This window comes from Sneathiella glossodoripedis JCM 23214 (genome assembly GCF_000616095.1).
Taxonomy (GTDB): domain Bacteria; phylum Pseudomonadota; class Alphaproteobacteria; order Sneathiellales; family Sneathiellaceae; genus Sneathiella; species Sneathiella glossodoripedis.
Map to the genome: position 1 here is coordinate 825,881 of NZ_BAMS01000001.1, position 23,691 is coordinate 849,571.

A 23,691-nucleotide genomic window follows, 5' to 3' on the forward strand; every position below is an offset into this window, starting at 1 on the left:
TTAGGAATGTCGATGGGGCGTATCAGTTGAGTTGGTAAATACTGATTTTGCTGTCGCGCCCTTTTACCGCAAACTCGCCGCTATGTGTCAGTTTGAACATATCCTTGACTTCGTCATGAACGTTGTCGGAAACCAGTGTCAGGATATCAGTATGGGCGCTGATGTTCAGAGATTTTCCCAATTGTTCAATCCGCTGGGCCACATTCACTGTGTCCCCGACCACTGTATAATTCAGTCGGCCAGTTGAGCCGATATTACCCACGACAAGCTGTCCAGTGTGAATGCCGATGCGCATATGGATGGGGGATTTTCCTGCGCTTTGGCGGATTTCGTTATTCTCTCTGATGCCTTGGGCAATTGAAATGGCCGCTCGGCAAGCTCTGGCAGGGTGGTCGATCTGATGATCGGGCGCTCCCCAAAATGCCATGACGGCATCCCCGATATATTTGTCGATTGTCCCGCCTTCCTTTTCGATTGCGCGAGCCAGAATTTCAAAATGCTCGTTAAGCAGGTTGGCAACCTCTTCTGAAGGCATGTTTTCCGCCTGCGGTGTAAAGCCAACGATGTCAGTGAACATGACAGTCACATTTCGGGTTTCCGAATGAGCGTCGCCTGATATCATCAATTTTTTTACGAGGCTTTTTGGGACATAATTTTCAAACCATCCAAGCCCGCGCAGCATTGTGTTATAGGCGGTGGCCGCGTCATCCAGCTCTTTGAGCCGACTGCGTTTAAGGGGTTCGACGGATTTAAAATCCAACCGTGAAATTTGCTGCGAAGCATCGGCGAGCGCACGTATGGGCTGCGAGATTTTCCTGCCAATAAAGAAGGCGAGAAATATGCTGATGACCAGAATTAAGAGCCCCACCAGCCCAGCCGACGCGAGGCGACTGAGTTGCCGGGTGGCATCTTCGAAGGGGAGCTGGTAGCCGATGATCAGCGGTTTGTCGGTATATCCTTCCAGTGTCGTGTAAATAAACTGGAATTTTTCACCGCCAACTTCCGTGAAATGACCATCGAAGTTGCGATCTCCCTTGATCATGCGAAAGGGGGTGCGAGGGGCACTCCAGATCGAGGAGAGAACCGGATCCCCGATTTGAGTGAGTTTTGGCGCGACACCATCAAGTGTTATGCGCTCGGACGCTATGGTGTAGCCCTGATGAAAGAGGACGTGGTCATCGCCATAAAGAACAAAGCGTCGCTGGTCAGGGTCCAGCCCGTTGAGCTTTACTGCCTGACTAACTGCAGCCACGGGTATTGCGATAATTACGACACCGATGAAGTGATTATCTTTGAGGACGGGCTGGCGATAATTCATCACAGTCTCGCCCGCCTCGGGCACATAAACAAGGGGTCCCCATGAGCCCACCGGTGATACATCCATATCCCGCATTACCCGCTCACTGACCGGATCCCTATCATGACTGGAGCGCAGCAGTCGTCCAGTTTTCCGGTCGACCATATTGACTCGAAAATCAGGATAGAGAAAACCCATTGCCTTGATGTTTTTATCTCCAGCCATGCTGGCAAACAGCACTTTGCGTAACCCTTCTTCATCAGCCGGGTCTATTTTCCCTTCATATATCTGCTGAGCAACGTCCTGTGCTCTGTTCTCCAGAGGGTCGAGGGTATGGGCCAGGCTCCTCTGCATTGCAGCCATCTGATTCGTTGCATTGCCAATCAGCAGTTCACGCGTATTTTCAAGCCCGGTATAGAGACTTATGACCAGCACGACGAGAATAGCAATTGTCACAAGGGAGCCAAAGCTGAGCGCAAGGATGGTTGCAATGGATGCCCTGCGTGTTGTACTGCTGTTTTTCGCTTCGATGGTGTTTCTCCGCCGGTGTCAGGGTAAAGCGTTATTATAAATAACAGTTTTTGTTTTACCAAACCAGAAAGACACGCCTGTGAGCTTCGTCAAGTTCCGGCGCGTGATGACGTTAGACTTGAGCCAATTTTACGGGTAAGAGAGATTTATGAATATGCTTGTTATTTTTGAATTGGTGCTGGCTGCTAGCTCCGCTGGAGCGCTTATGTTAATGCGCCGAACATACTTTCCCATGAATCTCGTGTGGGCCTTTGGGGTCACAACCATCGGTGTCGCGGCGGTATTGGGCGCCTTCGTTTATGGAGGCTTTTCGGGCTTAAAAGGATACCATAACCTGGCCACAGATTTTGCAGGTTCGGTCGGGTTGATCAGTTTTGCATTGGCGGCGGTGGGAGGCATATTTGCACACCAGTTCCATCAGGCGGGATGGTGGATCACATTGATTGCGGTAGTCGTATTGAGTGTCGCTTTGTTGGGTGACGCCTGGCGGGCGCCACGTGAAGTTCAATATGCGATGGTCGGAATTCTGGTGCTCTGTGCGCTTGTTCGATTGTTTGGTAATCCGGCATCAGGTCTGTTTCTGATGGGCGGAGTGATCTTGTTAGTTGCGGCTAGTCTCGCCAGTGAGTGGGTTGCAAGCCAGTTTGGCTGGCCGCGCGTGAATGTGTATCACGCGTTGCTTGCAGCGAGTGTGATTTCGTTTGGTCTGTTTGCCGCGCGTGAGTAAGAGTGATGAGCCGATGAATTCTCTTGCATATGGATTGCATCACTCCTAAAAGTCTCTGTAACTCATAATAATAATTTAAGTTTTTTGTGTTGGACTGACGAAAATTCAGTTTGGACGTTCTGTTATTATGGAAGAGCATTGGATATGACTGATGTAAATGGGGCGCAAGCCGCTGAAAAATCACTCTTCGCCGTATTTGGCGGTAAAGTTACCGACACTCGCGGCAAAGATTTTGTAGACCCGGACAAAATCGACATGCGCGGCTTTTTTACGAGCCACGAGGCTGCGGTTGGGGCCTGGCGGGCGGCTAGTCAGATGAATGTTGATGACGCTTTTACAAAATACGTGATCGTGCGTCTTTGGTAGAAATTCCCAACATGTGGAAACATGTGAAAAGTTGTTTTACGTAAAGCAACCTGAGGGGTAGACTAAAGGCCTCACATTTAACAGGTAGGTATGTTTTGCGGAATTTCTTTTATCCGGGTCGTTCAGTGACCTACGGGCTTAACGGTGCGATTGCAACGTCAAGCGCCCATGCTTCACAAGTTGGTCTTGGTATTCTGAAAAGTGGCGGAAACGCAATGGATGCAGCAATTGCAGCCTGCGCGGTGCAATGTGTTGTTGATCCCATGCAGACTGGTATTGGCGGAGATTGTTTCGCGCTTGTTTCTCCTAAAGGGTCAGCTGAAATCGACGGACTGAACGGATCCGGACGGGCCCCTTCCGGTTTGAGCGCCGATTTGTTGCTGGAGCAGGGCATCGATGAAATCAGCCTGACCAGCCCTCATGCCATTACCACGCCGGGTGCCATTGATGCCTGGGTTCGGTTGCACGAAAAATATGGTTCCATGGAATTTGCTGACATTCTTGCCCCGGCTATTGACGCTGCGGAAAACGGCTTTGTCGTCACTCAAAGAACGTCAGTAGACTGGCAGCTTGCGACTGAAAAACTCCTGCAGAATGAAGCAGCAAGCGCTCTGTTTTTGAAAAATGGTGAACCTCCCAAAGCAGGGACCAAATGGCAATTGCCCAAGCTGGCCGCAACATTGAAAGCGGTCGCCAAATCAGGGCGAGCAGCTTTTTATGAAGCGAGATAGCCGAGAAAATGGTTGCCGCGCTATCAGCCGTAGGAGCGACTCACACAGCGGATGATTTTGCGCAAACAAATTGTGATTATGTGGATCTGATCAGTACGGATTTCAGAGGGTATGATGTGCATCAAATCCCGCCAAACGGGCAGGGGATTACAGCGCTGATCATGCTAAATATTCTAAAAGGATATGATCTTGCAGATCTGGATCCAACGGGTGCCAAACGCTACCACCTGCAGGCTGAGGCCGCACGGCTGGCGTATCTAGCTCGTGATAAGTATGTTGCTGACATGTCAAAAGCTGATGTCCCTGTTGATATGCTGCTGTCAGAAGAATTTGCAGCGCATCTTCGGGGCTATATTGAAGTTGGCAAAGCTGGTGATCCCACAGGTGCTGATGCGTTGGACAAGCATAAAGACACAGTATATGTGAGCGTGGTCGACAAGGATGGCACGGCGGTATCCTTTATCAATTCGCTGTTTCATCCATTTGGATCGGGTATCGCATGTGCAGAAACCGGGGTTATGTTCCAAAATCGCGGCGCCGGGTTTGTCGTGGAAAAAGGACATCCAAATTGCGTGGAACCCAATAAGCGGCCCATGCATACTATTATCCCAGGAATGGTTACTCAGGGTGGCAAGGCAACCCATTGCTATGGTGTTATGGGTGGTGGTTATCAGCCGGTTGGACATGCGCATGTCCTATCCAATATGTGGGATTATGGCATGGATGTTCAGGAGGCGATTGACTGCCCACGCACCTTTTACAATGCGGGTGTTCTTGAGCTTGAGGAAACAATCGATCCCGCCGTTCGCCAGGAATTGGTGGATATGGGCTATGAGGTTACAACGCCGGAATTGCCGCATGGGGGTGGTCAGATCATCCATATTGACCATGAAAATGGTGTCTTGGCGGCTGGTACAGAAAGCCGAAAAGACGGGCACGCGCTGGCCTATTAAATTTTTGAATAATGGTGATTTAAAAAAAAAGCGGTTACAGGGCCGCTTTTTTTTATGCCCATGTCACTTTTATAGAAGCTGTCCCGTCTCCTTATCGAAAAGGAGATAAAGACATGATGAAACATCTATATAAAAAGAAAATGCAGGATTTCGGCGATGAGTATAATTACGACGTGTCTACATGACCGAGCTGGTCGACATTTATTATGAAAAAGCCACACTGCTGGCAAAAGCGATGGAACTCGGTGGTCATAACGGGCATTTGCCACAAGAGTTGTATCATTCCATTAAATTGCGATCCATGCAGGTTGCCGATTGCGGTCCATGTCTGCAGTTGAGTATTACAATGGCAGGACGTGCAGGGCTTTCGAAGGAAATGATCGCTGCCATTTTGAAGGGTGACTTGCAGGATATGCCACGTTTTGTGCAGTTGGGGTGGAATTATGCGGATGCGATCTTAAACCGTACCGATAAAATTGATGAATATTGCCGAGAAATTGAGATTGAATTTGGCAAACGCGGTTTGTGGGATGCATCACTTGCGGTCGTTTACGGGCAGTTTTATCCTATCCTGAAGCGGGGACTTGGTATTGCGCAATCCTGTTCACCGGTTTCAGTGTTGCTGGAGGATTTGGCCGTTGCGGGATGATATACGAACAGAAGATCGCGTTTATCTGGAAGTGCGGGGCAAGCTGTTGCGGCTTGCCTATCGCATGCTGGGCTCGGCGAGTGAGGCTGAGGATGTGGTACAGGAAGCGTGGATCCGGTGGCAGTCAGCGGGTAAACCAGCGCCCGATGCACCGATGGCCTATTTTTCAAAAATTGTGACGCGTATCTGTCTGGACCATCTTCGAAAGGTATCCACCAAGCGGGAAAAATATGTCGGTACCTGGTTGCCAGAGCCGGTCGTTGCCGAATGGAGTCTTCAATCGCAAGAGGCGGAGGAATTAGAGGAGTTGGATATTTCCTATGCCCTGATGATGGTTATGGAACGGCTCACACCTTTGGAGAGGGCTGCTTTTTTGCTGCATGATTTGTTTGAAGTTTCATTTAAAGATATAGCTGAAATATTGGAACGGACCCCTGCGACATGCCGAAAACTGGCAACGCGTGCCCGTGAAAATGTTGAGCGGGCGGAGAAACGTCATTCTGCTGATGAGGCCGAGCTTGGGAAATTGCTTTCCGTTTTTTTGTCTGCACGTCAATCAGGTGATATTACGCCGCTTGCGTCTTTGCTGTCAGAGACAGTAATTTTCTATAGTGATGGTGGCGGCAAAATACCGGCAGCACTTAACCCCATATATGGCCGTGATAAGGTGATCAGGTTTTTACAAGGAATTGCGCAAAAATTTGACTTTCCCGGCAGAACCGAAATTACATTGTCTCAAATTAACGGGAGCGCTGCACTCATATTCCACGAAGAAACAGGTGAAGTGCAATCGCTCGTTTTTGATCTGGATGAAAAGGGTAAAATTGCCACTTTTTATACCGTGCGTAATCCGGACAAATTGCAGGCGTTAATGTGATCACTTACATGCGTTCGGGTACATCAATGCCCAGAATGTTGAGCACCGTTTCAATTTGACGCAATGTCACTTCGCACAAAGTCAATCGAGAGGCGCGAATACTTTCATCTTCTTCACCCAAAACATGACAGTCATGATAGAAGCTATTGAACTCCTGGGTCAGGTGATAAACATGATCACAAAGGATGTTCGGCGTATTTTTCTCTGCTGCACTGAAGACAGCTTCGGGAAGAGCAGATAGCGCCAAAATAAGATTGCGTTCCGCATCAGCAGTCATTTTCAGGGGACCTGATTTGAAACCTTGTTCCGCAGCTTTTCTAAGCATGGATTTAATACGGACTGCGGCATACATCTGATACGGGCCTGTGCGTCCCTCGAATTTTGTAAAACGCTCAAGATCGAACACATAGTTGGACATGCGCTGATTAGACAGATCTGCATATTTTATCGCAGCGATGCCTACTTTTGTCGCGATATCATCCAGCTCATTCGCTTCAAATTTCTTATCAAGTCCAGCTTCAGTAACGACTTTGCGTGCTTCTTCAATCGCGTCATTGATAAGGCTCCGCAGACGCACCACACCGCCGTCTCTGGTTTTCAGGGGTTTGCCATCCTTCCCATTAACCGTTCCAAAGCCAACATGCTCCAGCTTGACTTCAGGGCGAACGCTTCGCCCTTTCAGAGCCGCTCGAAATACCTGTTCAAAATGCAGGCTCTGACGGGCATCCACCACATAGAGAATCTGGTCAGGTCTATGTTCTTCTTCACGCTGTTCTATAGTGGCAAGATCTGTTGTGCCGTACATGACCGCGCCATCTGATTTTTGCAGAATGAGCGGGGGGACTTCTTTTTTATCATCTTCCTGTGCAACGCGCATGATGACCGCACCGTCAGATATTTCTGACAGCTTTTCATCCTCGAGCCGTTTCAGCATTTGTGGAATATGGTCGTTGGTGTCGGCCTCACCTTTCCATTCAGTGAAATGGGCCCCTAACAGATCGAAATCGATTTTGGTTTCCGCAATTGAAATATCAAGCATGTGCTGCCAAAGCGCTTTGTAACCGATGCGTCCCTGCTGCAATTGATAAGTCGCATTACGAGCCGCTTCCAGAAACTCCGGATCTTCTTTGCTTCGGCTGGAGGCTTGAGGATACAGGACTTGCAGTTCATCCACTGTTACAGGTGATGTTTGCGGGTAGGGGCCTGAGAAATTCTCATCAAAATAGGGAAGGTCTGGCATTGCCAGTTCGATTTCCTTGATAAGCAATCCCATGGGGAGGCCCCAATCTCCGAAATGAACGTCACTGATTGTCTCGTCGCCTAAAAAGACATGGAGCGACGCAGGCTTTCACCAATAATAGTGGCGCGCAGATGCCCAACATGCATCGCTTTTGCGACATTTGGGCCGCCAAAATCGAGAATGACTTTTTGGGGGGTGTGATTGCTGCGGACGCCAAAGCTGTCGTCATCAGCAAGTTCATTAAAATGACCAATAAGGAAATCATCGCTGAGTGTCAGGTTGATGAAGCCGGGCCCCGCAAGTGACAGGTCTGCAAAAAGGCCGGTTGCAGTTAGCTCATCAACGATTGCCTGTGCGATTTCACGAGGGTTGCGTTTCGCCTGTTTGGCTGCAGCCAAGGCTCCATTGCATTGAAACTGGCCCAGTTCCCGACGTTGGGAGATAACGACTTTGCCCAAAGTGGGATCAAGTTCCTGTTTTGAAAACGCCTGTCCCACCACGGAGCTGAGCTGGTTCAGTAATGATGTCGTCACGAGTAGTCACCTTGAATTGAAACATTGCCGTGGTGAGCAAACTTAACTGCAGTCACCGGGCTTATTTAGTTAGGCGATCTTCTACTGGAAAATATACTCTGCGCCAAGGAATTAAGCCATTTTAGAAGAAATAATCCGGCATTGCTCAAAAAATTTGCCCAGCTCGCCTTGACTCTCCGGAACGAAGAGCATACATCGGGAAGGCAATTGTTAGCACTCTCAAGCGTTGAGTGCTAATGAATATCTAATTTAATCATTAGAACTCATATTTGGGAGAGTTTTATGTCATTTCGTCCATTACACGATCGTGTGCTGGTAAAGCGCGTTGAAAGCGAAGAAAAAACAGCAGGCGGCATTATTCTTGTCGACAGTGCACAGGAAAAGCCTTCTGAAGGTGAAGTTATCGCAGTTGGTGGCGGTGCAATTAAAGAAGACGGTTCAGTCCGCGCGCTTGACGTGAAGGTTGGCGATAAAGTTCTGTTCGGCAAATGGTCTGGCACAGAAGTCAAACTCAATGGCGAAGAGCTGTTGATCATGAAAGAGTCCGACATCATGGGCATTCTGGGCTAATCCACGAAAATCGAAATTAAGGATCCATTATTATGGCTAAAATCGTAAAATTCGGTACTGACGCACGTGCCGAAATTCTCAAAGGTGTAAATACACTCGCCGACGCAGTTAAAGTTACTCTCGGCCCTAAAGGCCGCAACGTAGTACTTGATAAATCTTTTGGCGCACCTCGTGTAACCAAAGATGGTGTTTCTGTTGCTAAAGAGATTGAACTTGAAGATAAGCTGCAGAACATGGGCGCACAGATGGTCCGTGAAGTTGCTTCCAAAACCAACGATATCGCGGGTGATGGTACAACAACTGCGACAGTTCTCGCCCAGTCAATCGTTCAGGAAGGCCTGAAAGCGGTTGCTGCGGGCATGAACCCAATGGACCTCAAGCGCGGAATTGATCTGGCTGTTTCAAAAGCAGTGGAAAGCATTAAAGCGGGTGCAAAACCAGTTTCTGGCGGCGAAGAAGTTGCTCAGGTTGGTACAATTTCTGCCAACGGTGAAAAAGAAATCGGTTCCATCATCGCAGAAGCCATGCAGCGCGTTGGCAACGAAGGTGTTATCACAGTTGAAGAGGCCAAAGGTCTTGAAACTGAACTGGACGTTGTTGAAGGTATGCAGTTCGACCGCGGTTACCTGTCACCATACTTCGTGACAAATGCTGAAAAAATGCTGACAGAGATGGAAAGCCCATACATTCTGCTGCATGAGAAAAAGCTGACAAATCTGCAGCCAATGCTTCCAATTCTTGAAGCTGTTGTTCAGGCAGGCAAGCCGCTTCTGATTATCGCAGAAGATATCGAAGGTGAAGCGCTGGCAACTTTGGTTGTGAACAAATTGCGCGGTGGACTGAAAATTGCTGCTGTTAAAGCTCCTGGTTTTGGTGATCGCCGTAAAGCTATGCTTGAAGACATCGCGGTTCTGACAAATGGTCAGCTGATCTCTGAAGAGCTGGGCATCAAGCTTGAAAATGTAACTCTGGATATGCTGGGTACAGCTAAGACTGTAACCATCTCCAAAGAAGAAACAACAATCGTTGATGGCGCTGGTTCAAAAGAAGAAATTGAAGCACGTGTTGGTCAGATCAAAGCACAGATTGAAGAAACTACCTCCGATTACGATCGTGAAAAACTTCAGGAACGTCTGGCTAAATTGGCCGGTGGTGTTGCCCTGATCAAAGTTGGTGGTGCAACTGAAGTTGAAGTGAAAGAACGTAAAGATCGCGTTGACGATGCATTGCATGCAACACGTGCTGCTGTTGAAGAAGGCATCGTACCAGGCGGCGGAACAGCGCTTCTGTACGCGTCTGCTGCTCTTAAAGGCCTTGAAGGTGAAAATAACGACCAGTCAGTTGGCGTTAAGATCATTGCTCGTGCGCTTCAGGCTCCAGTTCGCCAGATCGCAGAAAATGCAGGTCATGACGGTGCGGTAGTTGCTGGCAAACTGCTTGAGCAGACTGATGCGACATACGGTTTCAACGCACAGACAGGTCAGTATGGCAACCTGCTGAACGACGGTGTTGTTGATCCAGCTAAAGTTGTTCGCACAGCGCTTGAAGATGCTGCATCTATCGCAGGTCTGCTGATCACAACAGAAGCAACAGTTACAGATGCTCCTGCCAAAGAAGGCGCTGCTGGTCCAGCAATGCCAGACATGGGTGGCATGGGCGGTATGGGTGGTGGCATGGGCTTCTAAGCCTGCCATTGCACATCGCAAATCTGAAAAGGGCCGCTCTTTTGCGGCCCTTTTTTTACGACTTTTCGAAGAGCTGAATAAAATTATTGGCGGGCATGGGGATGGATTGTTTATGCACCAGTCCGTTATTTTCGGCCACTGCGGATATGTCGGCCAGATCCCGAACGCCAAAGCGTTCATCTTTTTCTTTGAGCCAATTATCGAATTCAATATTACTTGGCGCTGTATGTTTGCCGTCAATTTTATAAGGACCGTAAAGAATCAGGCGCCCGCCCGATTGCAAGACACGCCCGGCCCCATGCATCAAGCCTTCGGTTACGAACCAAGGGGATATATGGATCATATTCGCGTTGAAAATGGCACTAAAAGGTCCGTATTGATAATCAGCCTCTTCAACTGGCCAATGGGTGGATGTGGCATCCAGCCCCAGCACAGGAAGCAGGTTTTCAAGGCCCGCATGCTTCTGCCAAGCAGATGCACTTCGTAAATGATCAGGCTCCAGATTGGTTGGTTGCCAGATGATTTCAGGCAGGTGCTGGCTAAAATACACGCCGTGTTCGCCCGTTCCTGAGGCGATTTCCATAACTCTATCACCTGAATGAAGTAGTTTCGTGAGCTGCTGCAGAATGGGCCCCTGGTTGCGAGCGACAGCAGGCGCGAATTGTCGATCATCATTCATTTATGCCCGCTCCTCCTTCTTGTTTACGGTGGGGTCTATTATGGCGCCAATTTTGAAAACCGCGCTTGAAAAATTTTTGTCTTTCTTCCTCGGTCATGATTTGTGCGGATTGCAGTACAAGTTCAAATAACAACTTTTCAGCGTTGGCCCGGTGGGTAGTCATTTGAGTGTGGGCTATGCGAATTTCACTGTCATCCAGTTCGCCCCGAAACAATAACCGTGCAAGCTTGCGATTGTTTTTGCGGTAGGATTTCAGCTCTTCGCGGATTTCGTCGCGTTTGGACCTCCAAATTCCTGCGACCTCGCTCCGGCGATCATTTTCCAGTGCGGATAGAGCCGCATGGCGATTAAACAGCATGCCAGAATTTTCACGCACATGGCTATGACGCACCCATTGCGTTGTCACAAAAGCAATTGCCGCAATGTTAAGTGCGAGGGAGAGGATAAATATCATTTTCAGAATACGGCGCTTATTCATTTTCTAAGCTTCCCTCCCATTCTATGAAAGTCTCTTGCAAAATTAGGTCATCAAATGTATCCGCGGTTTGATCAAGCAGAAATTGGGGCAGATAGGCACCGAGCAGAATTCCCATAAATGCAGCGGCAACAAATGGGGCGAGTGCCTGGGCGCGCAGACCTTTTTTGTGCTTGATAAAGGTCGTTTGGGCGTTTTCCTGCCGAGGAGTATCCTGCAGAATTTTTTGCATCAAGCCTTCGGGTGCTTTTATTTGCTCCAACGACTGTGTGAGCAGGAAATCGAGCTCTTTTTCTTCCTCAAGCGCTTGTTGAATTTCCTCAGTCTGGCGCAGCCACCGGGACGCATCTGCAAGGTCGACATCTGGCCATTTCAATATGTCAGCGCCATAAATGGACAGATATTCCTGATAGCGCCTGTATCGCTGCATTTTTTCATCTGTCATTTTAAATCTCCACGTAGGTCGGTATTGGGAAGCAATTGCTCTTTGAGTTTGCGTCTGGCTCTGGCCAGCAGGGATTCAAGTGCTTCAATGGATATGCCCATTCGCCGGGCGGCTTCTTTTTGTCCCGTTTCTTCAAAATGGATCATGACAAGCGCCTGTCGCTGTCTCACTGGTAATTGTTCAATTGCATTTTGTACCTGAGTGCTTCGATCCCGTTCAATCTGTTTGTCAATGGGGCTTGGGGTTGGGTCAATCTGTTCAGGAACTTCTTCGTTGCTCAGATGTCTGGACTGACGCAGCCGGTCGATACAAAGATTGTGAATAACCCTGTGAAGCCAAGTGCTAACTTGCGCATTATCTTTCCATTTGGGGGCCTGTTGCCAAAGTCTGATGAAGGCCTCTTGAGCAATATCCTCGGCAAGAGATTGATCGTGCAAGAGGATAAACGCAGTTTGATAGGCTCGCTGCATATGCGCCTCGACAAGCTCCTTGTATGCGGTTTCATCCCGCTTGGCCACACGGGTCATGAGCCGTGCGTCTTGCTCTATCCTGTCTATGTTACGCATAAACACTCTATGGGCGCCTGTTGGTTATGTATTCATAGTCTGCATTAAACGTAAGCGGCGGGAAAATCCGTCGCTTTTAATTTCAGAAAAAATGTCATCTACCTTTTCTTGACAGAGAAAAAAGAGTATTTGAGGGCAAGGAGTTGACGGAATGACCAGTAAAAAAGTTTTGGGCCTGATTTTATTTCTGGGCTTTATTGTGATTTATTCTTTCGCCGCAATGTTGCTGGCGGTTCATATTTTGCCTGACAATCGTTGGGTGGATCTTCTGTTTTATCCAGTGGTCGGAATTCTTTGGATCTTTCCTGCAATGAAAATACTGCGCTTTATGCTTCCCGGTGATCCATCCGATCAGGAGTAGCAGGCAAAAAGAAGCCGGATCGAGAGGGGGGAAGTCGACCCGGCTGAAGCTATATCAGTGGGAGAGGGGAGTTTCTCACTGATTAGCCAAGAATTTTATTTCCTTTTGCTTACTCACTCTTTCAACCTGATATAGGTATTTGCAGGGAAATTTCCAGTCCTTGTCAAGTAAAATATTTTAAAAATCTAATGTTATACCGGATTCTCTCCGGTAAGTAGTTAGAATCGCTGTGAGTTTGCCCTGTAGTTATACTCTGGAATGGCTTTCTAGCCGAGCCGCTGACGCTGAATTCGGCTACAAACACTTTCAACTGCAAGGATCAGTCGATTGATGTCATCCGCATCTGAAAGTCGATGATCCCCCTCCTTTACCAAAGTCACAACGACATCTGTACTGGTCAGCTTTTCCTGTATATCCAGCGCGGTTTTCCAGGGAACACTGTCATCTTTCATTCCTTGCAGTAGATGAACGGGGCCATCAAAAGGAATGGGTGACTGCATGACGAGATTGCGATCCCCATCATCGAGAAGTTTTTTGGTAATCGTGTATGGCTCATCCGAATATTCAGTTGGCTCTTTCCAAAATCCCTGACGCTCAATATCGGCAAGAGCGCTTTCACTCATAGTTGCGCGCATACGCAGCGTGAAATCCGGGGCGGCCGCTATTCCAACAAAGCCAGCAATACGGTCCGGTCGCAGCAAAGCCATGCGAAGGCCGATCCATCCGCCCATTGAAGAGCCAACAATGACTTGTGGTCCTGCCGTGCAGTCATCCAAAATGGCCAGAGCATCGTCGGTCCAGCGACTGATGCAGCCGTCTTCAAAATTTCCTGTCGATTGTCCGTGCCCAAGATAGTCAAAACGTGTATAGCTTCGCCCGATGGTTTTCATTGCCTTTTCCAGCGCGAGTGCTTTGGTGCCCTGCATGTCAGACATAAAGCCCGAGCAGAAAATAACACCGGGCCCCTCGCCTGCGCTGTGATGATAGGCTATAGATTGTCCATCTGGACGCTGAAGCATTTCGGGTTGAGATAATTCAGTTTGAGCCATCGGTTTCACTTTTGCCGTTAGAGATTTAAGAACGTGACTGACCATAGCATTTCTGAGCCTTCAAATGAAAGCCGCTCTCCTGTCATTTTGCAGGTTTTACCAAATATGGACGGGGGTGGTGTGGAAAGGGGTACTGTTGAAGTTGCCACAGCCATTGTTGCACAAGGCTGGAGGTCGGTTGTTGTATCAGCGGGCGGCAAGATGGTGTATGAGCTTGAGAAGGCTGGTGCCAAACACATTACTTTACCGGTGCATTCTAAAAACCCAATTGTAATGTGGAAGAACATCAACCGTTTGCAGCAGGTGATTGCAAACGAGGGCGTTCAGATCGTTCACGCCAGAAGCCGGGCTCCGGCGTGGAGCGCCCTTGCGGCTGCGCGTAGATCGGGCACCCCGTTTTTGACCACATTCCACGCAGCCTATACCCGCGGCGGGTTCCTTAAAAACAGCTATAATTCTGTGATGGCGAAGGGTGATCGCGTTATCGCAATTTCGGACTTCATTGCGCAGCATATTCAGGAAAATTATACGGTTGATCCGCAGAAAATAATAAAAATTGCACGAGGTGTTGATTGTCGGCGGTTTAATCCGGGCGCTGTTAGTGCTGAGCGGATAATTAAAATGGCGACTGACTGGGCACTACCTGACGGTGTTCCGGTGATTATGATGCCCGGCAGATTGACGCGCCTGAAAGGGCACGAAGATCTGATTGAAGCCCTTGCTCTTTTACCTGACAAGAATTTTCTGGCGTTGTTCGTCGGCGCTGGTTCGGGACGCGAATCCTATCGCGCGGAGCTGAATAAACTGGTTGTAGAGAGAGGACTGCAGGGTAAAGTTCAGATTAAAGACTATTGCAATGACATGTCAGCCGCACTGATGTTGGCAGATGTTGTTGTCTCCGCAACAACAGTGCCAGAAGGGTTTGGCAGAGTGGCCGTTGAAGCGCAGGCAATGGGGCGGCCGGTTGTCGCGACAGCGCATGGTGGATCTTTGGAGACAGTCAAAGATGGAGAAACGGGGTGGCTGGTACCTGTTGGGGACAGGCAGGCGATGGCACGGGCCATTGATGGTGCGCTCAAATTATCACCCGCCGAGCGTGAAGCCATTGCGGAGAAAACAAGGCAGTTTGTGATGCAGAATTTCACGGTAGAGAAAATGTGTAATTCAACACTGGATGTTTATCGGTCACTATTGGCGGCAGTTTGAGATGCGTGACCTTCAATCCTATCAGCGTATTCTGGTTATCAAGCATGGAGCGCTGGGTGATGTTGTTCTTGCCCAAGGGCCATTTCAGGCGATCAGACAGGCCCACCCAAATGCACGTATAACCTTGCTTACCACAGCGGCGTTTGAGGGGTTTTTGCGAAATTCGGGTTTGTTTGATGAGGTCTGGATTGATGAAAAACCAAAGCTTTGGCAGCTTGGTACCATTTTGAAGTTGAAATCACGCCTGCGAAAAGGTGACTTTGAGCGGGTTTATGATTTGCAGACGTCATCGCGCACAAATTCCTATTTCAAAGGCTTTGCAAAGCCAAAGCCGGAATGGTCTGGTATCGCACCAGGTTGCAGTCATCCTCATAGCAATCCGGGGAGAGGTGCGCTGCACACGATTGAAAGGCAAGCAGAACAGTTGCAAATGGCGGGAATTGACAACATTCCTGCACCGGATTTCAGTTGGGCGTACCGTGATATTACAAAGTATGATCTGGCATCATCTTTCGCTTTGTTGGTTCCAGGCGGTTCCGCACACCGACCTGAAAAGCGCTGGCCAGCCAAGAAATACGCTGAACTTGCCAATTACTTGGCAGCAAATAAAGTGCAACCAGTTCTTTTGGGCGGTGCGGCTGAAGCGGATGTGATTGGGGAAATCATGTCTTCCTGCGTACAGGCAGTGGATCTAAGCGGGAAAACCACTCTTGAGGAGATTGCCAGTCTGGGGCGTTTAGCCCGTTTGAGTGTTGGAAATGATACCGGCCCACTTCATTTGATAGCCGCCGTAAACTGTCCAGTAACCGTTCTTTTTTCATCGGCGTCGGATCCTGCGAGGGCGCGTCCAAGAGGGAGGGATGTGACGGTGTTGCGGAAAAGTTCACTGGAGGAATTGCCGCTTGAAGAGGTAATCAAGACGTTGCAGATCGAAAAATAGCGCTTCTTTAGTAACAAATAGTGTCTTTATGGCAGAATGTTGGGTTATTGAAGGGGTGGCGGCTTGACATCGCAGGTTAAATTTTTACAGTCGCCACTCTTATAACTTGGTTCAGCTCAGGGTATTGATCGGAACCCAACCCATTGGTGACAACAGTGCAAAACGCAAATGTGAATATTACACTTCCAGACGGAAGTGTTCGTGTCTTTGACAAACCCGTATCAGGATTGGAACTCGCAGCAGACATTGGCCCTGGTTTGGCCAAGGCGGCGCTGGCGCTTCGTATCGACGGAGAGATGCGGGACCTTAAGACGGTTTTAAACGAAGATGTTGCAGTTGAAATCGTAACGGCGAAGGAAGAGGGCGATGATGTCCTTGAGCTTATTCGTCATGATGCCGCTCATGTGATGGCGGAAGCTGTAAAAGAGCTATATCCAGAGACACAAGTGACCATTGGTCCGGCGATTGAGGACGGGTTCTACTATGATTTTGCTCGGGAAAAGCCGTTCACACCAGAAGATCTGGAAAAGATCGAACAGCGGATGCACGAAATTGTAGACCGTGACGAAAGCATTGATCGCGAAGAGTGGGATCGTGACGAAGCGGTTAAATTTTTTGAAAATCAGGGCGAGAAATATAAAGCAGAGATAATTGCATCCATACCTGATGATCAGCCAATTGGTATTTACAAGCAGGGTGAATTTCAGGACCTTTGCCGTGGCCCCCATTTGCCATCTACAAAGAAGCTGGGGCATGCCTTCAAGCTGATGAAGCTGGCTGGTGCCTATTGGCGTGGTGATTCGAAAAATGAAATGCTGCAACGGGTATACGGAACTGCCTGGCGGACAGAAAAAGAGCTTAAAGCCTATCTGAACCGTCTGGAGGAAGCAGAGCGGCGTGACCATCGTAAGCTTGGCCGTGAAATGGATCTGTTCCATATGCAAGAAGAAGCCGTGGGAATGGTTTTCTGGCACAAGCATGGTTGGACATTATACCGGACTTTGGAGAATTATATTCGAAACAAGCTGGAGAAAGCTGACTATCAGGAAGTCAAGACGCCTCAGCTCGTGGATCGAAAATTGTGGGAAGCATCCGGTCACTGGGAAAAATTCCGCGAGAATATGTATACGACTGATTCAGAGGATCGTACATTCGCACTGAAACCTATGAACTGTCCGTGCCATGTCCAGATTTTCAATCAGGGTATTACAAGTTACCGTGATCTGCCTTTGCGTATGGCGGAATTCGGCTCCTGTCATCGGTATGAGCCTCTGGGGCATTGCATGGTATCATGCGTGTAAGAGGCTTCACGCAGGATGATGCCCATATTTTCTGTACAGAAGATCAGATCACATCGGAGACAGAAATTTTCTGTGAGCTATTGTTGGATATTTACAAGGATTTTGGCTTTACAGAGGTCCGCGTAAAATTTTCTGATCGTCCTGAGACTCGTGCCGGTGATGACGCTATTTGGGATAAAGCAGAAGGTTCACTGAAAGATGCCATCGAGGCAACTGGACTGAGCTACAGCATGAATCCGGGTGAAGGTGCTTTTTATGGCCCCAAGTTGGAATTTGTGCTGACTGATGCGATTGGTCGTGACTGGCAATGTGGTACATTGCAGGTGGACTTTGTTCTGCCCGAGCGATTGAATGCGTCATACATTGGTGAGGATGGCGCAAAACATCGTCCGGTAATGCTTCATCGCGCCATTTTCGGGTCCATGGAGCGTTTCATTGGTATATTGATCGAAGAATATGCTGGTCGTTTTCCGCTGTGGCTGGCGCCTCAGCAGATTGTCATTGCAACCATTACAGACGAAGCCGATGAGTATGCCCATCGGGTGCTGGCGGAGGCTAATAAACGGGGCTTGAGAGCAAGTCTTGATCTTCGAAACGAGAAGATTAACTATAAGGTCCGTGAACATAGCCTTGCAAAGGTTCCAGCGCTATTGGTAGCAGGCAAGCGCGAAGCAGAGGAAGATACAATTTCTGTCAGACGTCTTGGTGAAAAGCACCAGAAGGTCATGAGTTTGACAGAAGCCTTGGACGCACTTGCCGAAGAAGCGCGTGTTCCCGGAACATGATTAAAATTGCAATGCGTTGAATCTGTTGGAACAAGTCTTGGAAAGATGTAATATAGGCGAGGTTGCTGGTCTGCACTGGCAGCCGCGTCATAACTGCGAAGGAGAAGGTAAATAGCTCGTCCATCAAGAAATACGATGCCGGCCAAGGAAGGCCCTCGTATGAACGAAGATATCGAAAGTTCCGAAGTCCGTCTGATCACAGAGGATGGAAATAATATTGGTCTGGTTTCTGTAGAGGTGGCCGCAGGTCTGGCTGATGAAGCTGGTCTGGATCTTGTCGAGGTGTCGCCTGGGCAGATACCGGTTTGCAAGGTCATGGATTACGGCCGCGCCAAATTTGAGGCGCAGAAAAAAGCTGCCAAGGCCCGCAAAAAACAGAAGACTGTTGATATTAAAGAACTGAAATTGCGCCCTGGTATTGAGGAGCATGATTATCAGGTGAAGATGCGGAATATGGTGCGGTTTATTGAAGCGGGTGACAAGGTCAAGCTCACCATTCGATTCCGTGGCCGTGAAATGGCGCATCCTGAAAATGGTATGAAATTGCTGAATCGGGTTCGTGATGAATATGCAGAGTCTATCAAAGTAGAGCTGAACCCCAAAATGGAAGGGCGCATGATGACCATGATTGTCGCCCCGGCAGGCGCGAAATAACAGTTTTTTGCATCTGATTTCACAGAATTTAAAAAGGGATTCTAAAGCATGATTTCTGGATCCCTTTTTTAACGCATTGAAAATATTTATTTTTTTCGTTTTTTGTGCTTTATGCAGAATTGAGTTTATTCTGCTGACTGGTGTGAAGACGGCGATACGTTAATTGTAAATTGAGCTTGGCAAAATCCCTGAAAACAGGGGCTTGCTATCTTTGAGCGTTGCGGATATAACGCTCGCTTCGTCGAACATTCCGGCCAAGAAGGGCTGCCGAGTCTGTTCAGTCGCTTAAACTCTTAAACTTAAGGGAAGCCAAAATGCCCAAGTTGAAAACAAAGAGCGGTGTGAAGAAACGTTTCTCTCTCACTGCCAAAGGTAAAGTTCGCAGTGCGCAGGCTGGAAAACAGCACGGCATGATCAAGCGGACAAACAAGCAGATCCGTAACCAGCGCGGTACAACCATCCTCTCTGAAGCGGATGCCCGGATCGTCAAGAAATTTTTACCTTACGGCTAAAGGAGAGTAGACCATGGCACGTGTAAAACGCGGTGTGACTACTCACGCCCGCCACAGAAAAGTTATCAAGGCTGCAAAAGGGTATTACGGTCGCCGTAAGAACACCTTCCGCACAGCAGTACAAGCCGTTGAAAAAGCAGGTCAGTACGCCTATCGCGATCGTCGCGTCAAGAAACGCAATTTCCGTTCACTTTGGATCCAGCGGATCAATGCTGCATCTCGTGAACTTGGAATGACTTACGGAAACTTTATGCACGGCCTCAAGCTGGCTGGCATAGATCTGGACCGTAAGGTTCTTGCTGATATTGCCGTTCGCGAGCCTGAGGCCTTCAAGGCATTGGTTGAAGCTGCTGAGAAAGCATCTGCCAAAGCCTGATTTTGTCGGGCCCCTCGAAAACTTCAGTTAAGAACACTAGACTTTTTCGAAGACCACTTTATTAAAAAGGGGGCCCGATGCTTTGGGTCCCCTTTTTTTGTTGAAAGAGACGATGCAGGATATAAACAAGCTTGAAAGCGAGTTGCTGGAAGAAATCGGCAACGCACGGGATCTCGACGCGCTGGAAGCCGTCAGAATTTCCGCTATGGGTAAAAAGGGGCGTGTCAGCCTGATGATGCGTGGCCTCGGTCAAATGGCACCGGAAGAACGTAAAGAAATTGCCCCAAAACTCAACCAGCTCAAGAAAGTGATTGGTGATGCAATCGACAATGCCAAGGCAGAGCTGAACCGGGCGGCAATGGAGGCTCGTCTGGCGTCGGAGCGTGTGGATGTCACCTTGCCAGTGCGTCCAGAAAATAAGGGAAGAATTCATCCGATTAGTCAGGTAACTGACGAAATTATCGAAATTTTCGCTGATATGGGATTTTCGATCGCTGAGGGGCCGGATATTGAGGATGATTTTCACAACTTCACGGCGTTGAATATCCCGCCTGAACATCCTGCACGGCAAATGCATGACACATTCTATCTTCCGCAAAAAGAGGATGGGAGTCGTCAACTTCTGCGGACGCATACATCTTCTGTTCAGATACGGACCATGGAAAACAAACAGCCGCCACATCGAATTGTGGTGCCAGGAAGAACATACAGAAGTGATTCCGATCAGACTCATACGCCGATGTTCAACCAGATCGAAGGACTGGTCATCGACAAGACAAGCCATATGGGTCACCTGAAAGGCGTGCTCAAAGAATTCTGCCGGGCCTTTTTCGAGGTCGATGATGTCGAAATGCGGTTTCGCCCGTCCTATTTTCCGTTCACTGAACCCTCTGCCGAGATGGATATTCGGTGCACATTTGCTGGTGATCACATCAAGATTGGTGAAGGTGATGACTGGATGGAGATTCTCGGTTGCGGCATGGTGAACCCGAAGGTACTGGCGCATTGCGGCATTGATCCAAATGAATATCAGGGTTTTGCCTGGGGGATGGGAATTGACCGGATTGCGATGCTGAAATATGGCATCCCTGATTTGCGGGCCTTTTTCGATTGTGACCTACGCTGGCTGAAACATTACGGATTTGTACCTTTGGATGTACCAACGCTTGGGGGAGGGCTGTCTCGATGAAATTTACAGTCTCCTGGTTAAGAGAATATCTGGAGTTTGACGCTTCATTGGACGAACTGTCTGAGAAGCTGACTTCAATTGGTCTGGAAGTTGAAGAAATCGTTGATCGCGCGAAGGAGTTGGAGGCTTTCAAGGTCTGTCATGTGATCAAGGCGGAGCAACATCCAAATGCGGATCGCTTGCGTGTCTGTCAGGTAGATACCGGTGAAGGTGTTGTTCAGGTCGTGTGCGGTGCGCCAAATGCGAAAACCGGTATGAAGGCAGTTTTTGCGCCATCCGGCGTGTATGTTCCAGGTACTGATCTGTTGCTCAAACCATCAAAAATCAGAGGGGTTGAGAGCAACGGTATGCTTGTATCAGAACGCGAAATGGGTGTTTCTGATGAACATGATGGCATTATTGAAATGCCTGAAAACACCGAAATTGGTCTTCAATACGCCAAGCTGGCGGGCCTTGATGATCCGGTTGTGGAAATTGCGATCACCCCAAATCATCAGGATGCACTTGGGGTGTACGGAATTGCCCGTGACCTTGCGGCCAGTGGATTTGGTACCTTAAAAGAGCCAGATTTGACACCAGTAAAGGGTCAGTTTGACAGCCCCATTGGTGTGAAACTGTCCTTTGAAGGCGACGCAGACCCGCTTCCTTGTTCAAAGTTTTTGGGCCGATATGTGCGCGGTGTGAAAAACGGGCCGAGCCCGAAATGGCTACAGGATCGATTGATCTCGATTGGACTGCGCCCGATCTCAGCGTTGGTGGATATTACCAATTTTGTTACTTTTGATCTGGGTCGCCCTCTGCACGTATTTGATGCTGACAAGCTCAAAGGAGATATTCAGCCGCGCTTTGCCCGTGCAGGTGAGAAGTTGCTGGCCTTGGACGGTGAAGAATATGACCTTGTTGAAAGCGATTGCGTAATAGCTGACGATGTCGCTCCTCAGGGGCTTGGCGGTATTATGGGCGGTGAGCTGAGCGGGTGCACGGAAGAGACAACAAACGTCTTTATTGAAGCCGCGCTTTTTGATCCGATCGCCATTGCGACAACAGGTCGCCGTCTGGGTATTGAATCCGACGCCCGCTATCGCTTCGAAAGAGGTGTGGACCCCGCTTTCGTGGAAAATGGTATGGAGGTCGCGACACGTCTGGTAATGGAGCTTTGCGGCGGAGAGCCCAGCCATGTGGTTGCAGATGGGGAAGGTCCCGATTGGCAGAAAAGTGTCAGTTTACGCAAAACCCGCGTTAAAGAACTTGGCGGGGTAGATGTTGAGCCGTCTGAAATGATTGAAATTCTGGATCGGCTGGGTTTCAAACCCGTTGATAAGGGAGATGTCATCGAAACGCAGGTTCCCTCTTGGCGTATGGACATTGATGCAGAGGCTGATCTTGTCGAAGAAGTGATGCGAATGCACGGCTTTGATAAGATTGAGGCTGTGGCCCTGCCACGGTTGTCTGTCGTCGCACAGCCATCTGTCAGTCCAAAACAACGCCGGGTTCGAACAGCGAAACGGGCCTTGGCGGGCCGGGGAATGATTGAAGCGGTAACCTATTCGTTTTTGCCGCGGGCTCATGCGGAACTCTTTGGCGGTGTGAATGAGGATATTGTTCTATCCAATCCTATTAGCTCCGATCTTGACGTTATGCGCCCCTCGCTTTTGCCAAATCTGGTGGCGGCTGCGGGGCGTAATCAGGCGCGTGGATTTAATGACATAAATCTGTTTGAGGTGGCTGGCGAATATCACAGTGATCAGCCAGATGGCCAAAGAACGGTTGCAGCGGGTATTCGCACCGGTTTGACTTCCGGGCGCCATTGGGATGGCGCCGGGCGTGCCTGGGATGTATTCGATGTGAAAGCAGATGTTCTTGATCTGCTTGAAGCCATCGGCGGTCCTGCGGCAACTGCTCAAATCGTTACCGGGGCACCGCAGTGGTATCATCCGGGAAGATCCGGAGTCATACAGCTCGGTCCAAAAATGCGCCTTGCCGCTTTTGGAGAGCTGCACCCATCAGTTCTTGAAGCCATGAAGGTTAAAGGGCCGATCATGGGATTTGAGTTGTATCTGGATAATGTTCCCCTGCCCAAAGCAACAGGCAAAACAGCCCGTGATCCGCTAAAAGTTTCAGATTATCAGGCGGTGGAGCGTGATTTTGCTTTTGTAGTTGATCAGGACGTGACCGCAGACAAAATTTTACGTGCCGCACGTGGTGCTGATAAAAAACTGATCACAGATGCGACAATTTTCGACATCTATGAAGGCGAACGTATTGGAGAGGGTAAAAAATCGATTGCACTTTCCATCCGGCTTGAGCATCTGACAAAACATTGACTGATGAAGAAATTGATGCGGTTGCAGCCAAGGTTGTTGCCAATGTGGAGAAATCCACAGGTGGTATATTGCGCCGCTAGAATTTCTGCTCAGAAATAAATCAGTGAGGGCCGGAGAATGCGGATGTATTCTTCGGCCCGAATGTTCAAAAGGACTGCATAATGACAAATAAGATACCGGAAGGGTTTGTCCCATTTCCGGAATTTCCGGGGTTTCTGGAGACAACAGGTCCGCTTTATGTGAACTATACCGACACAGAGGCGCGCCTTGGAATTCTTGTTGAGAAGAAACATGTTAATATTGCCAATATCTGTCATGGTGGCATGATCATGACATTGGCGGATATGCAATTGGGTATCGGCGCACAAGCCGCGTTGAAAATGCGTAAATTTCTCCCAACCATGCATATGAGTGGTGATTTTGTAGCCCCAACACCGCTTGGGGCCTGGTTGGAAGGCCGCACCGAAGTGATTAAGGCAACCCGTAAAAGTATTTTTGCGACCTGTATTCTGAAAGCTGACGGTGAAACAGTATTCAGTGGCTCGGGAATAATGAAAATACCCGGCGACAATGGTGGTCAGTTTGCCGATATTATGATATCGGATCGGGGTTAGTATCAAAAGCTGCTGATAAATGCTTCTGCAGAGATAAAGCGTTAGATTGAGTTGAA

Annotated in this window: 22 protein-coding genes and 3 pseudogenes; 18 read left to right on the top strand and 7 right to left on the bottom strand. The window is 48.8% G+C overall.

Going from position 1 to position 23,691, the window contains the following annotated elements:
* Positions 1 to 22: 22 nt before the first annotated feature.
* Positions 23 to 1,753, bottom strand: coding sequence for an adenylate/guanylate cyclase domain-containing protein (locus tag JCM23214_RS04155; protein ID WP_025897724.1), 1,731 nt, complete (start codon positions 1,751 to 1,753; stop codon positions 23 to 25).
* A gap of 223 nt (positions 1,754 to 1,976) precedes the next feature.
* On the opposite strand from JCM23214_RS04155, the gene JCM23214_RS22065 reads away from it, so the two are divergent.
* The 6 genes from JCM23214_RS22065 (at position 1,977) to sigJ (ending at position 6,131) form a co-directional block, all read left to right on the top strand.
* Positions 1,977 to 2,555 (top strand): hypothetical protein, encoded by a 579-nt coding sequence (locus JCM23214_RS22065; RefSeq protein WP_025897725.1) that lies wholly within the window; start codon positions 1,977 to 1,979, stop codon positions 2,553 to 2,555.
* A 144-nt stretch (positions 2,556 to 2,699) separates the two neighbouring features.
* A complete protein-coding gene (locus JCM23214_RS04165; protein ID WP_025897727.1) occupies positions 2,700 to 2,921 on the top strand; it encodes a DUF4170 domain-containing protein in 222 nt (73 codons plus the stop codon).
* Positions 2,922 to 3,046: 125 nt separating this feature from the next.
* The gene (locus JCM23214_RS25835) at positions 3,047 to 3,652 is read left to right on the top strand and encodes a gamma-glutamyltransferase (protein ID WP_199899279.1); all 606 of its coding nucleotides are present in this window, start codon (positions 3,047 to 3,049) and stop codon (positions 3,650 to 3,652) included.
* An 8-nt stretch (positions 3,653 to 3,660) separates the two neighbouring features.
* Positions 3,661 to 4,605, top strand: coding sequence for a gamma-glutamyltransferase family protein (locus JCM23214_RS25840; RefSeq protein WP_199899280.1), 945 nt, complete (start codon positions 3,661 to 3,663; stop codon positions 4,603 to 4,605).
* Between the two features lie 181 nt (positions 4,606 to 4,786).
* Positions 4,787 to 5,254 carry a carboxymuconolactone decarboxylase family protein gene (locus tag JCM23214_RS04175; protein ID WP_025897728.1) on the top strand — a complete coding sequence of 156 codons (468 nt, stop codon included), beginning with the start codon at positions 4,787 to 4,789 and terminating at the stop codon, positions 5,252 to 5,254.
* Positions 5,244 to 6,131, top strand: a complete 888-nt coding sequence (gene sigJ / locus JCM23214_RS04180; RefSeq protein WP_025897729.1) for an RNA polymerase sigma factor SigJ — start codon at positions 5,244 to 5,246, stop codon at positions 6,129 to 6,131. Before JCM23214_RS04175 ends, sigJ begins: the two co-directional genes overlap by 11 nt.
* Before the next feature lie 4 nt (positions 6,132 to 6,135).
* Here the strand turns inward: sigJ and argS are convergent.
* Positions 6,136 to 7,904 (bottom strand): annotated as a pseudogene (gene argS / locus JCM23214_RS18995) (arginine--tRNA ligase).
* A gap of 282 nt (positions 7,905 to 8,186) precedes the next feature.
* Between argS and groES the strand changes: the two are divergent.
* Entirely contained in the window at positions 8,187 to 8,474 is a 288-nt protein-coding gene (gene groES, locus JCM23214_RS04190; RefSeq protein ID WP_025897730.1) for a co-chaperone GroES, read from the top strand.
* Positions 8,475 to 8,503: 29 nt separating this feature from the next.
* Positions 8,504 to 10,159, top strand: coding sequence for a chaperonin GroEL (gene groL, locus JCM23214_RS04195; protein WP_025897731.1), 1,656 nt, complete (start codon positions 8,504 to 8,506; stop codon positions 10,157 to 10,159).
* A 55-nt stretch (positions 10,160 to 10,214) separates the two neighbouring features.
* Here the strand turns inward: groL and JCM23214_RS04200 are convergent, their stop codons facing one another.
* From JCM23214_RS04200 to JCM23214_RS04215, 4 genes are read right to left on the bottom strand one after another with little or no spacing between them, the layout of a single operon-like run.
* Positions 10,215 to 10,838: a DUF938 domain-containing protein gene (locus tag JCM23214_RS04200; protein ID WP_025897732.1), complete on the bottom strand. Its 624-nt coding sequence runs from the start codon at positions 10,836 to 10,838 to the stop codon at positions 10,215 to 10,217.
* A complete protein-coding gene (locus JCM23214_RS04205) occupies positions 10,831 to 11,316 on the bottom strand; it encodes a periplasmic heavy metal sensor (protein WP_025897733.1) in 486 nt (161 codons plus the stop codon). Before JCM23214_RS04205 ends, JCM23214_RS04200 begins: the two co-directional genes overlap by 8 nt.
* Positions 11,309 to 11,758 carry a hypothetical protein gene (locus JCM23214_RS04210; RefSeq protein WP_025897734.1) on the bottom strand — a complete coding sequence of 150 codons (450 nt, stop codon included), beginning with the start codon at positions 11,756 to 11,758 and terminating at the stop codon, positions 11,309 to 11,311. Before JCM23214_RS04210 ends, JCM23214_RS04205 begins: the two co-directional genes overlap by 8 nt.
* Positions 11,755 to 12,324 (bottom strand): RNA polymerase sigma factor, encoded by a 570-nt coding sequence (locus JCM23214_RS04215; protein WP_037492582.1) that lies wholly within the window; start codon positions 12,322 to 12,324, stop codon positions 11,755 to 11,757. The genes JCM23214_RS04210 and JCM23214_RS04215 overlap by 4 nt, the downstream gene beginning before the upstream one ends.
* 151 nt (positions 12,325 to 12,475) lie before the next feature.
* On the opposite strand from JCM23214_RS04215, the gene JCM23214_RS04220 reads away from it, so the two are divergent.
* On the top strand, positions 12,476 to 12,685 hold the full coding sequence (locus JCM23214_RS04220; RefSeq protein ID WP_025897738.1) for a DUF2842 domain-containing protein: 210 nt from the start codon (positions 12,476 to 12,478) through the stop codon (positions 12,683 to 12,685).
* Positions 12,686 to 12,951: 266 nt separating this feature from the next.
* Here the strand turns inward: JCM23214_RS04220 and JCM23214_RS04225 are convergent, their stop codons facing one another.
* Positions 12,952 to 13,779, bottom strand: coding sequence for an alpha/beta fold hydrolase (locus JCM23214_RS04225; RefSeq protein WP_025897739.1), 828 nt, complete (start codon positions 13,777 to 13,779; stop codon positions 12,952 to 12,954).
* Here JCM23214_RS04225 and JCM23214_RS04230 point away from each other — a divergent pair.
* The 9 genes and pseudogenes from JCM23214_RS04230 (at position 13,768) to JCM23214_RS22070 (ending at position 23,635) form a co-directional block, all read left to right on the top strand.
* The gene (locus JCM23214_RS04230; RefSeq protein WP_025897740.1) at positions 13,768 to 14,940 is read left to right on the top strand and encodes a glycosyltransferase family 4 protein; all 1,173 of its coding nucleotides are present in this window, start codon (positions 13,768 to 13,770) and stop codon (positions 14,938 to 14,940) included. The two genes, JCM23214_RS04225 and JCM23214_RS04230, sit on opposite strands and share 12 nt — an antisense overlap.
* 1 nt (position 14,941) lies before the next feature.
* A complete protein-coding gene (locus JCM23214_RS04235; RefSeq protein WP_037492584.1) occupies positions 14,942 to 15,880 on the top strand; it encodes a glycosyltransferase family 9 protein in 939 nt (312 codons plus the stop codon).
* A gap of 170 nt (positions 15,881 to 16,050) precedes the next feature.
* Positions 16,051 to 17,966 (top strand): annotated as a pseudogene (thrS, locus tag JCM23214_RS26470) (threonine--tRNA ligase).
* A gap of 135 nt (positions 17,967 to 18,101) precedes the next feature.
* Entirely contained in the window at positions 18,102 to 18,620 is a 519-nt protein-coding gene (gene infC, locus JCM23214_RS04245) for a translation initiation factor IF-3 (protein ID WP_025897742.1), read from the top strand.
* A gap of 314 nt (positions 18,621 to 18,934) precedes the next feature.
* On the top strand, positions 18,935 to 19,132 hold the full coding sequence (rpmI, locus tag JCM23214_RS04250; protein WP_025897743.1) for a 50S ribosomal protein L35: 198 nt from the start codon (positions 18,935 to 18,937) through the stop codon (positions 19,130 to 19,132).
* Positions 19,133 to 19,145: 13 nt separating this feature from the next.
* Complete coding sequence (gene rplT, locus JCM23214_RS04255; RefSeq protein WP_025897744.1) at positions 19,146 to 19,508, top strand: 50S ribosomal protein L20; 363 nt, start codon at positions 19,146 to 19,148, stop codon at positions 19,506 to 19,508.
* 112 nt (positions 19,509 to 19,620) lie between these two features.
* Positions 19,621 to 20,697 carry a phenylalanine--tRNA ligase subunit alpha gene (pheS, locus tag JCM23214_RS04260; RefSeq protein ID WP_025897745.1) on the top strand — a complete coding sequence of 359 codons (1,077 nt, stop codon included), beginning with the start codon at positions 19,621 to 19,623 and terminating at the stop codon, positions 20,695 to 20,697.
* Positions 20,694 to 23,101 (top strand): annotated as a pseudogene (gene pheT, locus JCM23214_RS19005) (phenylalanine--tRNA ligase subunit beta). The gene pheS and the pseudogene pheT overlap by 4 nt, the downstream one beginning before the upstream one ends.
* 81 nt (positions 23,102 to 23,182) lie before the next feature.
* Positions 23,183 to 23,635 (top strand): PaaI family thioesterase, encoded by a 453-nt coding sequence (locus tag JCM23214_RS22070; RefSeq protein ID WP_025897747.1) that lies wholly within the window; start codon positions 23,183 to 23,185, stop codon positions 23,633 to 23,635.
* Positions 23,636 to 23,691 lie beyond the last annotated feature (56 nt).

What these genes read in the sequence shown, in the direction of transcription:
- JCM23214_RS04175 (WP_025897728.1), top strand. Translation starts at nt 4,787, where the DNA reads ATGACCGAGCTGGTCGACATTTATTATGAAAAAGCCACACTGCTGGCA.
- JCM23214_RS04210 (WP_025897734.1), bottom strand. Translation starts at nt 11,758, where the DNA reads ATGACAGATGAAAAAATGCAGCGATACAGGCGCTATCAGGAATATCTG.
- JCM23214_RS04200 (WP_025897732.1), bottom strand. Translation starts at nt 10,838, where the DNA reads ATGAATGATGATCGACAATTCGCGCCTGCTGTCGCTCGCAACCAGGGG.
- JCM23214_RS04225 (WP_025897739.1), bottom strand. Translation starts at nt 13,779, where the DNA reads ATGGTCAGTCACGTTCTTAAATCTCTAACGGCAAAAGTGAAACCGATG.
- JCM23214_RS22070 (WP_025897747.1), top strand. Translation starts at nt 23,183, where the DNA reads ATGACAAATAAGATACCGGAAGGGTTTGTCCCATTTCCGGAATTTCCG.
- pheS (WP_025897745.1), top strand. Translation starts at nt 19,621, where the DNA reads ATGCAGGATATAAACAAGCTTGAAAGCGAGTTGCTGGAAGAAATCGGC.
- JCM23214_RS25840 (WP_199899280.1), top strand. Translation starts at nt 3,661, where the DNA reads ATGGTTGCCGCGCTATCAGCCGTAGGAGCGACTCACACAGCGGATGAT.
- JCM23214_RS04220 (WP_025897738.1), top strand. Translation starts at nt 12,476, where the DNA reads ATGACCAGTAAAAAAGTTTTGGGCCTGATTTTATTTCTGGGCTTTATT.
- JCM23214_RS04235 (WP_037492584.1), top strand. Translation starts at nt 14,942, where the DNA reads ATGCGTGACCTTCAATCCTATCAGCGTATTCTGGTTATCAAGCATGGA.
- JCM23214_RS04165 (WP_025897727.1), top strand. Translation starts at nt 2,700, where the DNA reads ATGACTGATGTAAATGGGGCGCAAGCCGCTGAAAAATCACTCTTCGCC.
- infC (WP_025897742.1), top strand. Translation starts at nt 18,102, where the DNA reads ATGCCGGCCAAGGAAGGCCCTCGTATGAACGAAGATATCGAAAGTTCC.
- JCM23214_RS22065 (WP_025897725.1), top strand. Translation starts at nt 1,977, where the DNA reads ATGAATATGCTTGTTATTTTTGAATTGGTGCTGGCTGCTAGCTCCGCT.
- rpmI (WP_025897743.1), top strand. Translation starts at nt 18,935, where the DNA reads ATGCCCAAGTTGAAAACAAAGAGCGGTGTGAAGAAACGTTTCTCTCTC.
- JCM23214_RS04215 (WP_037492582.1), bottom strand. Translation starts at nt 12,324, where the DNA reads ATGCGTAACATAGACAGGATAGAGCAAGACGCACGGCTCATGACCCGT.
- groES (WP_025897730.1), top strand. Translation starts at nt 8,187, where the DNA reads ATGTCATTTCGTCCATTACACGATCGTGTGCTGGTAAAGCGCGTTGAA.
- rplT (WP_025897744.1), top strand. Translation starts at nt 19,146, where the DNA reads ATGGCACGTGTAAAACGCGGTGTGACTACTCACGCCCGCCACAGAAAA.
- JCM23214_RS04205 (WP_025897733.1), bottom strand. Translation starts at nt 11,316, where the DNA reads ATGAATAAGCGCCGTATTCTGAAAATGATATTTATCCTCTCCCTCGCA.